This is a genomic window from Neorhizobium lilium (assembly GCF_004053875.1).
In the GTDB taxonomy this organism is placed as follows: Bacteria; Pseudomonadota; Alphaproteobacteria; order Rhizobiales; family Rhizobiaceae; genus Neorhizobium; species Neorhizobium lilii.
Window position 1 is genome coordinate 443,996 of record NZ_SBIP01000004.1, and the last position, 14,497, is coordinate 458,492.

Annotated in this window: 15 protein-coding genes; 13 read left to right on the forward strand and 2 right to left on the reverse strand. The window is 60.1% G+C overall.

All coding sequences use genetic code 11. The features are described 5' to 3' along the window. Positions 1–74 precede the first annotated feature (74 nt). Both argC and EPK99_RS19065 read left to right on the forward strand, forming a co-directional pair. Positions 75–1,007 (forward strand): N-acetyl-gamma-glutamyl-phosphate reductase, encoded by a 933-nt coding sequence (argC, locus tag EPK99_RS19060; RefSeq protein WP_128444663.1) that lies wholly within the window; start codon positions 75–77, stop codon positions 1,005–1,007. Beyond that, the gene (locus EPK99_RS19065; protein ID WP_164901817.1) at positions 1,004–1,882 is read left to right on the forward strand and encodes an aminoglycoside phosphotransferase family protein; all 879 of its coding nucleotides are present in this window, start codon (positions 1,004–1,006) and stop codon (positions 1,880–1,882) included. The genes argC and EPK99_RS19065 overlap by 4 nt, the downstream gene beginning before the upstream one ends. Here EPK99_RS19065 and EPK99_RS19070 read toward each other — a convergent pair. Continuing rightward, positions 1,872–2,972, reverse strand: coding sequence for a COX15/CtaA family protein (locus EPK99_RS19070; protein WP_128444665.1), 1,101 nt, complete (start codon positions 2,970–2,972; stop codon positions 1,872–1,874). The genes EPK99_RS19065 and EPK99_RS19070 overlap by 11 nt on opposite strands. 138 nt (positions 2,973–3,110) lie before the next feature. Between EPK99_RS19070 and EPK99_RS19075 the strand changes: the two genes are divergently transcribed. Both EPK99_RS19075 and EPK99_RS19080 read left to right on the forward strand, forming a co-directional pair. Next, positions 3,111–3,323: a DUF2842 domain-containing protein gene (locus EPK99_RS19075; RefSeq protein ID WP_128444666.1), complete on the forward strand. Its 213-nt coding sequence runs from the start codon at positions 3,111–3,113 to the stop codon at positions 3,321–3,323. Positions 3,324–3,433: 110 nt separating this feature from the next. After that, positions 3,434–4,669 carry a GNAT family N-acetyltransferase gene (locus tag EPK99_RS19080; RefSeq protein WP_128444667.1) on the forward strand — a complete coding sequence of 412 codons (1,236 nt, stop codon included), beginning with the start codon at positions 3,434–3,436 and terminating at the stop codon, positions 4,667–4,669. 12 nt (positions 4,670–4,681) lie between these two features. Here EPK99_RS19080 and EPK99_RS19085 read toward each other — a convergent pair whose 3' ends face one another. Beyond that, complete coding sequence (locus EPK99_RS19085; RefSeq protein WP_128444668.1) at positions 4,682–6,898, reverse strand: GumC family protein; 2,217 nt, start codon at positions 6,896–6,898, stop codon at positions 4,682–4,684. Between the two features lie 168 nt (positions 6,899–7,066). Here EPK99_RS19085 and EPK99_RS19090 point away from each other — a divergent pair, with 168 nt between their 5' ends. The 9 genes from EPK99_RS19090 to EPK99_RS19125 all read left to right on the forward strand — a co-directional run bounded on the left by EPK99_RS19090 (position 7,067) and on the right by EPK99_RS19125 (position 14,435). Beyond that, on the forward strand, positions 7,067–7,642 hold the full coding sequence (locus EPK99_RS19090; protein ID WP_128444669.1) for a polysaccharide biosynthesis/export family protein: 576 nt from the start codon (positions 7,067–7,069) through the stop codon (positions 7,640–7,642). Positions 7,643–7,648: 6 nt separating this feature from the next. Next, positions 7,649–8,809: a glycosyltransferase family 4 protein gene (locus EPK99_RS19095; RefSeq protein ID WP_128444670.1), complete on the forward strand. Its 1,161-nt coding sequence runs from the start codon at positions 7,649–7,651 to the stop codon at positions 8,807–8,809. Positions 8,810–8,888: 79 nt separating this feature from the next. Continuing rightward, positions 8,889–10,436 carry an undecaprenyl-phosphate glucose phosphotransferase gene (locus EPK99_RS19100; RefSeq protein ID WP_128444671.1) on the forward strand — a complete coding sequence of 516 codons (1,548 nt, stop codon included), beginning with the start codon at positions 8,889–8,891 and terminating at the stop codon, positions 10,434–10,436. Continuing rightward, positions 10,433–11,692: an O-antigen ligase family protein gene (locus tag EPK99_RS19105; RefSeq protein ID WP_245582487.1), complete on the forward strand. Its 1,260-nt coding sequence runs from the start codon at positions 10,433–10,435 to the stop codon at positions 11,690–11,692. The genes EPK99_RS19100 and EPK99_RS19105 overlap by 4 nt, the downstream gene beginning before the upstream one ends. 31 nt (positions 11,693–11,723) lie before the next feature. Then, the gene (locus EPK99_RS19110; protein ID WP_128444672.1) at positions 11,724–12,017 is read left to right on the forward strand and encodes a helix-turn-helix domain-containing protein; all 294 of its coding nucleotides are present in this window, start codon (positions 11,724–11,726) and stop codon (positions 12,015–12,017) included. A gap of 79 nt (positions 12,018–12,096) precedes the next feature. Then, on the forward strand, positions 12,097–12,246 hold the full coding sequence (locus EPK99_RS25350; protein ID WP_164901818.1) for a hypothetical protein: 150 nt from the start codon (positions 12,097–12,099) through the stop codon (positions 12,244–12,246). Between the two features lie 100 nt (positions 12,247–12,346). Next, on the forward strand, positions 12,347–12,535 hold the full coding sequence (locus EPK99_RS19115; protein WP_128444673.1) for a hypothetical protein: 189 nt from the start codon (positions 12,347–12,349) through the stop codon (positions 12,533–12,535). Positions 12,536–12,692: 157 nt separating this feature from the next. Further along, a complete protein-coding gene (locus EPK99_RS19120; RefSeq protein ID WP_128444674.1) occupies positions 12,693–13,028 on the forward strand; it encodes a hypothetical protein in 336 nt (111 codons plus the stop codon). Positions 13,029–13,190: 162 nt separating this feature from the next. Beyond that, positions 13,191–14,435 (forward strand): flavin monoamine oxidase family protein, encoded by a 1,245-nt coding sequence (locus tag EPK99_RS19125; protein ID WP_128444675.1) that lies wholly within the window; start codon positions 13,191–13,193, stop codon positions 14,433–14,435. Positions 14,436–14,497: the final 62 nt, after the last annotated feature.

Here is a 14,497-nt window from a genome sequence, read left to right on the forward strand (position 1 = left end):
CATTCTGAATCAAACAACTGGCATACTGATTCCGGTTACTCATCCAAGCCATTGGTTTTTATAGGACACGAGCAATGACGGCAAAGATCTTCATCGACGGCGAACACGGCACCACGGGACTGCAGATCCGCACCCGCATGGCCGATCGCCGCGACGTCGAGCTTCTGTCCATCCCGGAAGCCGAGCGGCGCAATGCCGCCATGCGCGAAGATCTGCTCAACAGCGCCGACATCGCCATCCTCTGCCTGCCGGACGATGCGTCCCGCGAGGCGGTCGGCATGCTTGCCGGAAACAACAAGGTGCGGGTCATCGACACCTCGACCGCCTTCCGGATCGATCCCTCCTGGGCCTACGGCTTTGCGGAACTGGACAAGGCGCAAGCCGACAAGATCCGCTCGGCGCGCCATGTCGCAAATCCTGGCTGCTATCCGACCGGCGCGATCGGCCTCATCCGGCCGTTGCGGGAGGCGGGCATTCTGCCGGACGGCTACCCCGTCACAGTCAACGCCGTGTCGGGCTATACGGGCGGCGGCAAGCAGATGATCGGCCAGATGGAAGACCAGTCCCGGGACGACGCCATCAGCGCCAACAATTTTCTCTACGGCCTGCCCCTCAGGCACAAGCACGTCCCTGAAATGAAGGTGCACGGCCTGCTCGACCGGGCGCCGCTATTCTCGCCGTCGGTCGGACGCTTCGCCCAAGGCATGATCGTGCAGGTGCCGCTTTTCCTTGACGATCTCAAGGACGGCACAACGACCGAAGGTATCCACAGGGCGCTGGTGGATCACTATGCCGGACAGGACATCGTTTCGGTCGTGCCGCTGGAAGAGAGCGCCAAGCTCTCACGCGTGGATGCGGAAGAACTGGTCGATACGGACCGGATGAAGCTCTTCGTGTTCGGCACGTCCGGCGGTCCGCACGTCAATCTCGTGGCGCTTCTCGACAATCTCGGCAAGGGCGCATCAGGTGCGGCCGTCCAGAACATGGACCTGATGCTGTCGGCGTGACCGGTATCGGCGCGACGGATTTTCCTCATGACCTGGCAGCGCGCTGGGCAATCGTCAGCGCCGATCTGCTTGTGGATACGCGAACCAGCCGGGTCTTCCGGGTCGTTCGGCGCGACGGGTCCTTGGCTATCGCCAAGCTGCTGAAACCGGAAGGCCTGCACGAACTGCCTGGCTTTGACTTTCTCACGTGGCGGAATGGCGCTGGCGCCGTGCAACTGATCGAGATGGCCGGAACCGCATGCCTTCTGGAAGATGCGGGCGTACTGACCCTGCGGGAATGGCGGCTTTCAATGGGTGACGTCGCTGCCAGCCACGTCATTGCGGATATTGTCGGACAACTGCATTCGGCGTGCAAGGCAGAAGTCCCGTCGGGTCTTTTGCCCCTGCGTCACCATTTCCGGGCACTTTTTCTTCAGGCGGGCGCTGATGCTATGGCGCTGGCCGAACCGCTTCGCTGGTGCGCCGATATTGTGGAGAGTCTGCTCCAAAACCAGTGCGGCATCCGCCCGCTGCACGGCGACCTGCACCACGAGAACATCATCTCCGGCGGCGGTCGTGGTTGGCTGGCGATTGATCCGCAAGGACTGCTTGGCGACCCCGCCTATGAGGTGGCCAATGTCTTTGGCAATCCTGATGGGGCTTTTCCTGACATCATCGAGCCGGCGCGTATCGCCATGCTTGTGCGCCTGTTTGCACCGCTGATCGGCTGCGGCGAGGAGAAAATCCTTCGCTATGCCATCGCCCATGCCGGTCTTTCCATCAGTTGGGCCCTCGAAAATGGCGATCCGCTGTCGGACGGAAGCGACGCTTTCGAGCGCCGAGCCTTCCTTGATGCAGCCAAGCGGTTACTGGAAGAGAAAGTCTTCAGCTCCTGACCTGAATCTCAGTCTCCGGCGGATATTCGCCGAAGAAGCCTCGCCAATGGGCGATGGCGAAGCCAAGCACCACCAGAGCCATCGCCTGGTGCGTCAGCGCCAGGTGAAGCGGCACCTGCATGACCAGCGTAGAAATGCCGATTATGGCCTGCACCGTCACCAGCAGGAACAGCAGGACAGCACGACGGGCATGGGTCGAACGGGGCGCCAGCCTCAGCGAGACAATCATGTGAACCAAGGTGACGGTCCAAAGCAGATAGGCGCCGCAACGGTGCACGAACTGCACCGTCTTGGGGTTTTCGAAAAGGTTTATCCACCAAGGCTGCCGTACGAAGAGGTCGCCAGGAAGCAGGCTGCCGTCCATCAGCGGCCAGGTATTATACGACAGCCCCGCGTCCAGTCCCGCCACCAGCGCTCCGAGATAGATCTGGAAGAGGGTGAGAGCGGCAATGGCACCTGCCGCCAGATAGGATTTCGGTGTCGGCGGTGCATCGCTCGTATGGGGCGAAAGCCCGCGCAATATCCACAGACAGGCCGCGAAAATCAGACAGGCCATGACGAGATGGGTCGCCAGGCGATATTGGGAGACACTGGTGAGCTTGGTGAGCCCCGACGACACCATCCACCAGCCAATGAAACCCTGAAGGCCACCGAGCGCCAGAACGCCGACCAGCGGCCAGCGCAGACGCTTCTCGATCCGGCCGGTGAGCCAGAAAAACGCAAGCGGCAGTGCGAAGACAACACCGATGGAACGGGCCAGAAAGCGATGCGCCCATTCCCACCAGAAGATGGACTTGAATTCGCCCACCGTCATGCCGCTGTTCAGTTCCTGATATTGCGGGATACGCTTGTAAAGGTCGAATTCCTCCTGCCATTCGGCCGCGTTCAGCGGCGGAATGATGCCATGGATCGGCTTCCACTCGGTAATGGAGAGGCCAGAGTCGGTCAGCCTCGTGGCGCCGCCGACCAGCACGAGACAGAAGAGCGTAAAGACGACGACGCCAAGCCAGATGCGTACTGCACGCCGGTCACGATCGCGCCGGGTCGTCTGCTTGAGGACATCGATGATCACAGCATCGCTCGCCGACATGGTTACTCCTGCCGCTTCTGCCAAAGATGCGCCATCCAAAACGGGGCATTTGGCTACAGGTCGTTGATTTGCCCCATCAACCCATGCAAAACAAGTCCCGCGGCTTTGCGGCATGCCGTCGCGGTGGAGGATAATGTCTTGGTTCCGGGTATCAAAAGCTTCATCGGCACGATCCTGATCATTGTCATCGTCATTGCCTACGCCCTGCTCGCCACTACTTTCGCATCCCTGCTGCTTGGCACTGCGCCCTGGTGGGTGCATCTGCTCTATTTCTTTTTGACTGGTCTGCTCTGGATCCTCCCAGCCATGCTGATCATCAAGTGGATGGCCGGGTCGAAACCCCGTTCGTGACTTTACCCAGCGTTAACCAGCCTGCGGTGTTCTCCTCCTCCCGTGGGCATTTTAAACCGAATATTTGCTCTGCTTTCCTAGCGTCCTGCGCAGAACGCGTGAGGAGAAGAATGCAAAAGCGGAACGCCTTATACGCGCAGCCGATCCCGGAGGTGGTGGAGACGGAACGGCAAGGTCGGACCGTTGGCTTTTCCGCGCTCGACATCCGCCTCGAAATGGCCCCCGGCGCGCTGGAGCAGGAATGGCGGCGGCTCGAGCAATCCGGCCGGACGTCTTTGCATCAGGGGTTTGACTGGTGCCGAGCCTGGTGTGACGCTCAAGACACGGAGCTATTTTTGGTTCAAGGAACGGCGGGCGGAGAAACCTGGCTGCTTCTTCCATTGGAAGTATCGACTGAAACCGGCCTAAAGGTAGCCCGTTTTCCGGGAGGTCGCTTCAACAACATCAATACCGGGCTCTTCGACCCGATGCTCGCCGTCCCCGATGCAGAAGAACTGCAGAATTTCGCCGTCTCGCTTGCACACTTGCTTCGCGGCCACGCCGATTTGATAGCCCTGGACAATGTGCCACTCTCCTGGCGTGGAGCGGCTCACCCGCTTGCAGGGCTTGCCACCATTGAGAACCAGAACCGTTCCTTCCAGCTGCCGCTCTTCCCCAATTTCGAGGCGACGCTATCGCAACTGAATGCCAAGGGCCGGCGGAAGAAATTCCGGTCGCAGATGCGAAAACTTGAGGCGATCGGCGGGTTCGAGCACATCGTGGCGACAGGACAGGATAGCCATGCACTGCTGGAGCTGTTCTTCCGGCAAAAAGGCGAGCGGCTGACTAGTTTGGGTCTGCCGGATGTCTTTGCCTCGCCTGAGACACGGCAGTTCTTCCACAACCTGCTGAACGTGCCTGCCGAAAACAGCAACATGCCGCTGTCGCTGCACGCAATCCGGCTCAAAGGCACGCATGACGGCCATATTGCTGCCATTGCCGGCCTCGCGCGAAAAGGCGACCATGTCATCTGCCTGTTCAGCTCGATCGACGAAAGCATAGCCGCAGATGCCAGCCCCGGCGAACTGCTGTTCTGGCTGATGATCGAGCAGTGCTGCCATAACGGCGTCGCGATCTTCGACTTCGGTATCGGCGACCAGCTTTACAAGCGAAGCTGGTGCAGCCAGGAAACCATCCAGCACGATCTCCTTATCCCGGTCAGTTGGAAGGGATCGCTTGCCCGGCCGGCGCTTATCGCCTCCACCAAAGCCAAAGCCGCCGTCAAGCGCAATCCTCGCCTTTATTCCCTGCTTCAGCGCTGGCGGTCCGGAGCTTTGCACAATTCCTCTGGCGGAAAACGGAGTTAGCTTCGCACGCCTCTAAGCGGCCCTACGCCCGGCCTTCGAACCACCCACCGGGGCCGGGCCGGACATGATCAGGATATTGCGGTAACCTGCATCCTCGTATTCCAGCACCAGATCTGCTAGGTCGTCTTCCTCGATGGAGGGAACGGAAAGCACAATTTCTGCATCCTCGTTGCGGGTCAGACGCGAGAGGCTTGATGTGTCAGCCGGTCCGCACTCGATGATCACTACGTCATAGGCATCCACAAGGGCGTCGATGATCATAGGCAGACGGTCGGCGCCCTGCATGGCGCGGGTCGCCTCAGCCGCGCCACGCGGCACGATATGTGCTTCCGACAGCCTGTCCCTGTGGATGGCTTCGCCGAACGCGGCATCCCCGCAGAGAAGATCGGTAATGCCCGCCAGTTTCTCATCCTCGGCCATCAGCCGGGTCGGGCAGGCAGAGCCTGTCATATCGACTAGAACAACCGTATTGCCTTGCTCTGCCACGGCGCGCGCCAGCATCACGGTCATGGTCGAGCCTTCGTCACCAGTCGGCGACACTGCGATCGCGACGGGAACCGCCCGGCGATGCAAATAGTGGGCAACGGACGTAATGCTGAACGAGGGTTCCTCGTCAGAGGCCGATACCGGCTCGTCAACCCGTGCGGCTACGCCATTCGGTCGAACCGGAACGGCGTCATCCCGGACCTCCGGCGCCGGACGGCTGAAACCGACTGCCTCCGCCTGCATCTTATGGACCGGCAGAGTGGCAGCGGCCACAGGAACGGCAGCGGCGACCGGCATGACAGGCACTACCATTGGCTCAGGATCGGTCTCCTCTTCGGGCGGACGCGTCGGGCGCAAGGCGCGACCGCTGAACAGCTCGCTCACGATCACCACGAGGCAACCCGCGATCAGCGTTGCCAGCGTAACGACGATGACGATCGGGATGACCTTTGGGAAAAATGGTTCGGACGGCTCGACCGCGCTCGACACGATACGGGCGTCGGCCGGGCTTGAATTGCCTTCCAGCCTCGATGTCGCCTCGCGATAACGGGCGAGATAGGTTTCAAGCAACTGCCGCTGGGCCGCCGCTTCGCGTTCCAGTGCCCGCAGACCGACTTCCTCTTCACCCGCTTTGGCGGAATCCGCCTTCAACCCATTGAGCTGACCGATCAACTGGCGCTCCCGGATGCGCGACATTTCCGCCTCGTTGTCGAGGCTTGACAGGATCTTCTTCGTTTCTATGCCGATCTGCTGCTTGATACCCGTCAGCTGGGCACGCAGCCCCTTCAGGCGAGGATGACCATCCATGAGCGCGGTCGATTGGTCGTTTATCTGTGCCTGCAGATTGGCCTCAGCTTCTTTCAGCCGCTGGATGACCTGCGAGCCCACGACATCCGAGAGCGTATCGGAGTCGCGCCCAGCCTTCAAAGCTGCCCGAACGTTTTCAGCGCGTGCTTCTGCGTTCGCTCGTTCGCCCCGCACCCGTGCGAGCTCCGTCGAGATGTCGTTCAACTGCTGGGTCGAGAAACTGTTGGTCTCGGTCGTCTGGAACAACCCGTTGGACGTACGGTAGTCGGCGACCTTCTTTTCCGCCTCCTTCACCTTCTGGGTGAGGTTTGCGATTTCCGGTTCCAGCCATTTTGCCGTGTCGGAATGGGTATCGAGTTTGGCACCGCTCTGGATCTCCAGATAGATATCCGCCATCTTGTTCGGAATGTCCGCAGCCAGCTTCGGATCATGCGACGAGAATTCGATGGCGATGACACGCGAATTTTCGACCGGATAGACCTGCAGCTTGTCGCGGAACTCCTGGATGACACGATCTTCCGGATCGAGCTTCATCGGATCCTGCTTCAGACCGATCAGGACCAGAGGGTCGGGGATCAGGGATTGCGCCGCCGGATCGAACTCCTTCAGCTGCGCCAGCTTGAGGTCCCGCGCCACTCGCTTGATGAGATCAGTGGATTGAAGAAGCTGCGCCTGGCTGGTGATGTTCAAGGAATCGAGAACGGGATCGTTTGCTGCCGCAGCACTCCCGCCCGCTCCGAGGTTCGGCGAGCGGGATTCAATCAGTAGTCGCGACTCGCCTTTGTAGCTCGGCTTGATCAGACTCGCACCGACAAGGGAAAGAACGGCGGCCGCAACCCCAGCCAGGAGAATGCGCGTGCGGCGCTGCCAGACGGCCGAGGCAATTTGCCTGAGGTCGATGTCCACATCCTGATGGCCGCCGTTTACGCTCGACATGACATGCTCCAACTGTTCTTGAGCGCGATGGTAAAGGCTTATGGTAACCCGACGGTTAATAGGACGCCGGTTGCCTGCGACCCTCTTTTTCGCAGTCCTTTACCCGTCATTAACCATAACGGACAGATAACGGCTGCAGATATGTCCAGCCGGAGCCCCAAAGCGAAAATGGCTTTCGTCCGATCCAAACATCTATTGGCACTGGCGCTGGCGAGTGCATCCATGGCACTCGGCGGTTGCACATCCTATGCTCCCGCTCCAAGGAGCTTCGTGGCGGCAGCCGTCCAGCCCTACCGGCTCGACAGCGGCGACCGGATGCGCATCAGCGTGTTCGAGCAACCCGGACTCACCAACAGCTATACGGTGGATCAGGCTGGCTACATCGCCTTCCCGCTGGTCGGCCAGGTGGCCGCCCGTGGTCAGACCTTGCCGGCTCTCGAGGGAGCTATCGCATCGCGTCTGAAGCAGGGCTATCTGCGCGATCCCGATGTAACGATCGAGATCGACCGCTATCGCCCGGTCTTTGTCATGGGTGAAGTAGGTCGGCCGGGCCAATATTCCTACGTGCCGGGGATGACGGCGCAGAATGCAGTGGCGATTGCCGGCGGCTTCACCTCGCGCGCCAACCAGAAGGATATCGACGTTACCCGTAAGATCAACGGACAGGTGATTACCGGACGCAGCATCATTGCGACGCCCGTCATGGCAGGCGACACGATCTATGTGCGCGAGCGGCTGTTCTGACGCCACATGCACCAAGCTCCTCCTCTTCGTATCCTTCACTGCTTCCGCTCGCCCGTCGGCGGCATTTTCCGCCATGTGCGGGATCTGGTGGAGGAGCATCGGGCCGCGGGACACGAAGTCGGCATTCTCTGCGACAGTTCTACCGGAGGCGAACACGAAGAGCGCCTATTCGATCAGATCAGACCTCAGCTTTCGCTGGGCCTTACACGTTTTCCCATGCACCGTTCCATAAGTCCCGGAGATCTTACGGCGCTCTATAGAAGCTATAAACACATAAGGAGCTTGCAGCCGGATGTATTGCATGGGCATGGCGCCAAAGGTGGCGCAGTTGCCCGGCTCATCGGCTCAGTCCTGCGGGTAAACAGGTATCGCGTAGCCCGCTTCTATTCCCCGCATGGCGGGACCCTGCACTTCAACCGCGCCAGCCTTTCCGGGCAGGTCGTGCTGCGACTGGAGCGGATGCAGGAGCGTTTCGCAGATGCGATCGTATTCGTCTGCGATTACGAGCGGCGCACCTATGCGGAAAAAGTCGGGGCGCCTCGAACCGTCACCCAGGTCATCTACAACGGCATCAAGGACGCAGAGTTCGAGCCGATAGCCCTGGCGCCGGACGCGGCGGACTTTCTCTATATCGGCATGCTGCGCGACCTTAAAGGGCCGGATGTCTTCATCGATGCCTTCGCGCTCGCGGAGCGGGCCATCGGACGACCTCTGTCTGCGCTGATGGTGGGCGATGGACCCGATCGCGACCGCTATGTCGAGATGATGGCCGAGCGCGGGCTCGGTCGGCGGATCAGGATGATGCCGGCCATGCCGGCGCGCACCGGCTTCGCCATGGCCGAAAACGTCGTCGTTCCATCGCGCGCGGAGGCTATGCCCTATATCGTCCTGGAGGCGCTTGCTGCAGGCAAGGCCGTCATTGCGTCACGCGTGGGCGGCATTCCGGAGGTTTTGGGCGAAAGCAGCGCTGGACTGGCGATGCCGGGCAATGCCGGTGACCTTGCCCGCATCATGATCGAGGCTCTGACCACCGCACGGTGGAGGGAGATCAACATGCCGAAGCCGGACGCGTTCCGGTCGGTATTCTCCGCCTCGGTCATGGCCCGGTCCATGCTCGATCTGTATCAAAATGTGCTGGACAAGGGGCAAGACAGCCCTACTCGCTAAAGGCTTCTTTAGCATATTTTTGCTACTGCAGATACCAGATTTCCTCCCCATGAGGGGCCGGAAGCCGAAGGGTCATGGCATGAACCAACTCCGGAAGCCAGACGAGTTCGACGTCGACGACCTTCGCCGCAAGGTTTCGGAGGTCCGCGAACGGGAGCAGCAGGCCGACGCGGCAAGCGAGCTCAACCCATTCGCGAGGCAGATTGCCGAGCAGTTTCGCGCCATAAGCCGCTCGCCGACCATACTGATCGGCCAGTTCAGGGTCTTCGAGTTCGGCTGCCTCCTGATCATCAGCCTGGTCATGGAGACGCTGATTTCAGGCGAAGCGCCGGGCGATTTTCTATCGCGCCTTGCGCTGCTCGCGACAGGCACTGCCCTGATCGTGCTTCTGCTGCAGTTGGTGGACACCTACCAGATCCCCTCCCTGAGAGCAGCACGCCGCACCGCAAAACGTGTCCTCACCGCGTGGACCATCGGCTTCGTGCTGACCGTTGCCAGTCTCTACCTTTTGGCGGCCACGAGCTATCCGCCGGTTGGCCTGGCGATCTGGTTTCTCATTGGCGCGGGCTTTCTGTTTGCGGAGCGACAGCTGACGGCGCTCGCCATCCGCCACTGGGCGCGCAATGGCGTGATGGAACGGCGCGCCGTGATCGTCGGCGGTGGCGAGCCCGCAAAATATCTTGTCCGGCAACTGGAGCAGCAGCCGGACAACGACATCCGTATCTGCGGCATCTTTGACGATCGGGGGAGCGACCGCTCGCCCACGGTCGTGGCCGGCTATCCCAAGCTTGGGACCTTTGCGGAACTGGTGGAATTCTCCCGGTTGGCGAGGATCGACATGCTGATCATCGCCCTGCCCGCCTCGGCCGAGCAGCGCATCCTCCAGCTCCTGCGCAAACTTTGGGTGCTGCCGGTCGATATCCGCCTGGCGGCCCATACCAACCAGTTGCGCTTCCGCCCCCGCTCCTATTCCCACGTCGGCGAAGTGCCGATGTTCGACATTTTCGACAAGCCTATCCGGGACTGGGATTCGGTCGCCAAACGCATATTCGACATTGCGTTCACGCTGATCGCCCTCGTGCTCCTATGGCCGATCATGCTGGCTGCTGCGATTGCGGTAAAGGCCACGTCCAAGGGCCCGATCCTGTTCCGCCAGAAACGCCACGGCTTCAACAACGAGGTGATCGAAGTCCTGAAGTTCCGCTCGATGTTCACCCATATGAGCGACCAGACCGCGGTCAAGGCCGTCACCAAGGGCGACCCTCGCGTGACGTCCGTGGGCCGCTTCCTGCGCAAGTCTTCCATCGACGAACTGCCGCAGTTGTTCAACGTTTTGCGCGGGCAGCTTTCGCTCGTCGGGCCTCGCCCGCATGCGATCAGCGCGCAGACGGGCACACGCAAATATGTGGATGTGGTGGAAAGCTATTTTGCCCGCCACCGGGTCAAGCCCGGGGTTACCGGCTGGGCACAGATCAACGGCCTGCGCGGAGAGCTGGATTCGGACGACAAGATCCGCGCTCGTACTGCCTATGACCTCGACTATATCGAGAACTGGTCCCTGCTTTTCGACCTCAAGATCCTGTTCCTCACGCCGATCAGGCTCCTCAATACGGACAACGCCTATTGAGCCTCACCCTCGACAGTCACAGCAAGCCGTTTAATCCGGGCCGGGCGGGGCTCCACCTGTTCGGCAGCGCCATGATCGGGCTGGGTGTCTTCCTGTCTGGTTTCGTGATGTCCGAGCCCGCGCCCTACGAGTTGATCATGGCCGCGCAAATCGGCCTGTGGTTTCTGTTCGGCCTGAAAATCTCGCGCACAGTGGCGTTCCTCATGGTCATGCTGCTGGTTTTCAATATCAGCGGCCTGTTCTCCATGTTCGTCATGAAGGATGTCAGCAATGCGCCGATGTATTTCTCCGTCTCCACCTTTCTCGCGTTAAGCGCCGTCTTCTATGCCGCCGTGGTGGAAGCAGACGGCCGGCGGCTCAAACTGATCTTCCATGCCTGGGTAATAGCCGCGCTCATCACAGCCCTGCTCGGCATATTGGGATATTTCAACGCCTTCCCCGGCGCGCATGTCTTCACGCGCTACAATCGCGCCATGGGCGCTTTTCAAGACCCGAACGTCTTCGGCCCTTATCTGGTGGCGCCGCTTCTCTATCTTCTCTACCGGATGCTGACCGGTCCGCTTCTCAAGACGCCGCTTCTCATCCTCGGCATTCTAATACTCGCGCTCGGCATCTTTCTGTCTTTCTCGCGTGCTGCCTGGGGTCTTCTCGTGTTCGGCGGGGTCGCGCTGGTGATCGTGATGCTTTTGAAAGAGCGCACGACAGCCTTCCGTTTCAAAATTCTGGCGATCTCCATCGGCGCTGCTCTCTTTCTTGGCCTGGTGCTGGCCATTGCTCTGCAGTTCCCCCAGGTTTCCGACTTGTTCAGCAACCGTGCAAAGCTGGTGCAGGATTACGACGGGGCGCGTCTCGGCCGTTTCGAACGGCACAAGATTGGGTTCCTGATGGCCATGGAACGCCCGCTTGGCCTTGGCCCAATGGCTTTCGGCAAGATCTTCGGAGAGGACGAGCACAATATCTGGCTGAAGACTCTCACCACGTATGGCTGGCTGGGCGCCGTAACCTACCAGATCATGCTCTGGTCATCCTTGTGGTTCGGCTTCCGCTACATGCTGCGTGAGCGCCCGTGGCAGCCATATCTGATGATTGCCTGGGTGCTGATCCTCGGCCACGCCATGATCGGCAATGTGATCGATACGGATCACTGGCGCCATTTCTACATGCTGCTCGGCATGCTATGGGGCGGCATAGCGCTGGAGCATCGGCACCAACGCAACCTTGCGACCGGCGCAACACGACCGGCGACAACGGCTTGACTTCATGCCATCGCGCTCCAGATCAAGCGTTATGCTGACCGCTCCCCAACTTCGCGCCGCCCGCGCGCTTCTCGGCCTCTCCATAGAGGATATCGCATCCGTATCCGGCCTCTCCGCCGACGCAATACAAGAGGCCGAAGCTGACCAGGTCCATGGGGAGCCTGAAGTCATAGAACGACTGCGGACACTGCTGGAATCAAAAGGCGTTCTCTTTCTCGGTGCCGGCGAGGAAGATGCAGGCGCCGGACCGGGCGTGAGGCTGCGCCAGACCCTCCAGGATGAAGGTATTCGCCCGCAGAACCTCAATTCCGCAAACGACGGCTAAATATTTTCGAGTTGCCGGGAACCCTTTGACGATCAAGGCGTTTTCTCGCCGGAAAATCGTACGCAAAAGGGGTAAATGCGTGGCACGTACCAATAATCTCTACTTTATTATCGGCGCCTTGTTCGTGGTTGTTCTTGGTCTCGGCTTTTATGTCTACCATGAACAAACAAAGCCCAAGGGTGTCGATATCAGCATTGGTCAAGACGGAGTAAAAGTAGAAGGCAACTGACAACATCATGGCATAGGGATTGTTTTAATAATCTCGTTTTACAATTCTTTACTGAACATGACTTGCATGATCGGGCGGGCAAATAAAACGGGAGGCAACTATGACATCACATGCCGCAATCGACAAACTGAGCGACAAGAACTTGAAGAAAGTTTGGAGCGTCACGGACTTTGCCAAGCGCTATCGGCTTGATGGTGAGGAAGAGTCGCGCCTGCTCAAACTTTTGGGTTCTTTCGCGTCGGAACACGAACTACTGATGAATGCCAGCCGCGCTCCACGTTTTCGTTGAGCCGCGCCTGGGAAACAACGCCACGTAAGACTTTGGTCCTAATGTTACGATCCTTAGTCTAGGCGGCCACTATACAGGAACCTTTGCAGCTTCATCGAGTTGAGCAAGGGTCAAACAATTACAGTGCCGGTACTCGTAACTGGCGAAGGAGGAATTCATGTTGAAAATCATCACCAAGGCCGTGCTGGCAGCCGCTTTTGTAGCGGGCACCGTCGGCACTTCGGTCATCCCGGCTGCAGCTCAGGACCTCCAGCTTCGGGTCGGTCCAGACGGCGTTCGCCCCGTTATCCGCGACCGTGACCGTGAAATGGACCGGGATCGTCGCCGCGGCGGTTGCAGCCCAGAAGAGGCCCGCGAAGCTGCTCGCGACGAAGGCTTTCGGCGCCCGCAGGTCACCCGCGTTACCGATCGTAGCGTGACCGTCCAAGGCTTTACCCGTAACGGTCCCGACCGCATCACCTTTGCGAACCGTCGCGGCTGCCCCGAGATGTGAAGCTCGATCCTATGAATAACGAGAGCCCTGTCCTTGCCGGCAGGGCTTTTTCGTTTATGGGCATCGTTGCCCGGATCGGCTGCGGCCGATAGCCGAGAGTTCTAAGATCTTGCGCGACGAGCTTTGCCGTGCATGATCCACTTGTTTATCAGGCTGGTTTCCATGACGTCAGAACCGGACATTGTAATCATCGGCGCGGGCGCGGCAGGCATTGGCGCAGCACGCCGCCTGGCCGGATCCGGGCTCTCAGTCATGATAATCGAGGCGCTGGCACGGACGGGAGGACGCGCCTGGACCCATCCGACGCCGCTTGGCCCTCTCGATCTCGGCTGCGGCTGGCTTCATACAGCAGAGCACAATCCGTGGGTCGGGATTGCCGACCAGGCCAACTTTCCCGTGGAGCGTCGCGCCTCCGCCTGGGGTCGTCAGTTTCGAAATCTTGGCTTCTCGCCAGCGGAACAGCAAGCCGCCGGTGAGGCCTTCGAGGCCTGGAACCGGCAGCTCGCCGAACATCCTCCGCACAGCGATCGTGCCTCCGATGCGCTGGACCTTCAAAGTCCGTGGACAGCCTATATCCAGGCGATCAGCGGCTTCATCAATGGGGACGAGACGGAGAGGATTTCAGCACAGGATTATTCCGCCTATGACGAAGCCTCCAGCGACAATAATTGGCGGCTGCCGCAAGGCTACGGTGCGCTCATCACCTCAAGCCTTCCGGCAGAGACGGAGCTTCATCTCGACACGCCGCTTGTGGCCGTCGATCTGAACGATACGCGCGTAAGCTTGGAAACCACGGTTGGGCACCTGCGTCCCCATGCCGTTATCTTCACGGCCTCTACCAATGTTCTTGCCAGCGACACAATCCGCTGGCCCTCCGAGCTCGACGCCTGGCGGGACGCTGCAAAAAGGCTGCCGCTCGGTCACAATGAAAAGCTGTTTATCGAAATCACTGGCTCCAACACCTTCGAGCCGGAGACCCATGTTCTTGGCGATCCCAAAGATGCAGCAACGGGAAGCTACTATATCCGCCCCTTCGGCTACCACGTCATCGAATGCTATCTCGGCGGGGCCGGGGCAAGAGCGGCGGCGGCAGAGGGAACCGATGCGGCCTTTGCGCATGCCATCGATCAGCTTGTGGCACTATTCGGTTCTTCCGTGCGAGGGTGCTTACGGCCGCTGATCGCCTCCGACTGGGCGCATTCTGCGACCATCCGTGGCGCCTACAGCCATGCCCTGCCGGGAGAGGCTGAAGCGCGGAGCAATCTTGCACGACCCTATGATGATCGCATCTTCTTTGCCGGCGAAGCGACTCATCGGAGCTACTTCTCTACCGCGCACGGCGCCTATCTGAGCGGCATTCGGGCAGCGGATGAGGCCGTGGCCGTGCTTGGCCGCAAGAAAAGGTGATCCTCCGGCCATCGGGCAGAGCACTTGCGTCAGAGTATGCAGGTCGATTGAAAAAATGCCGA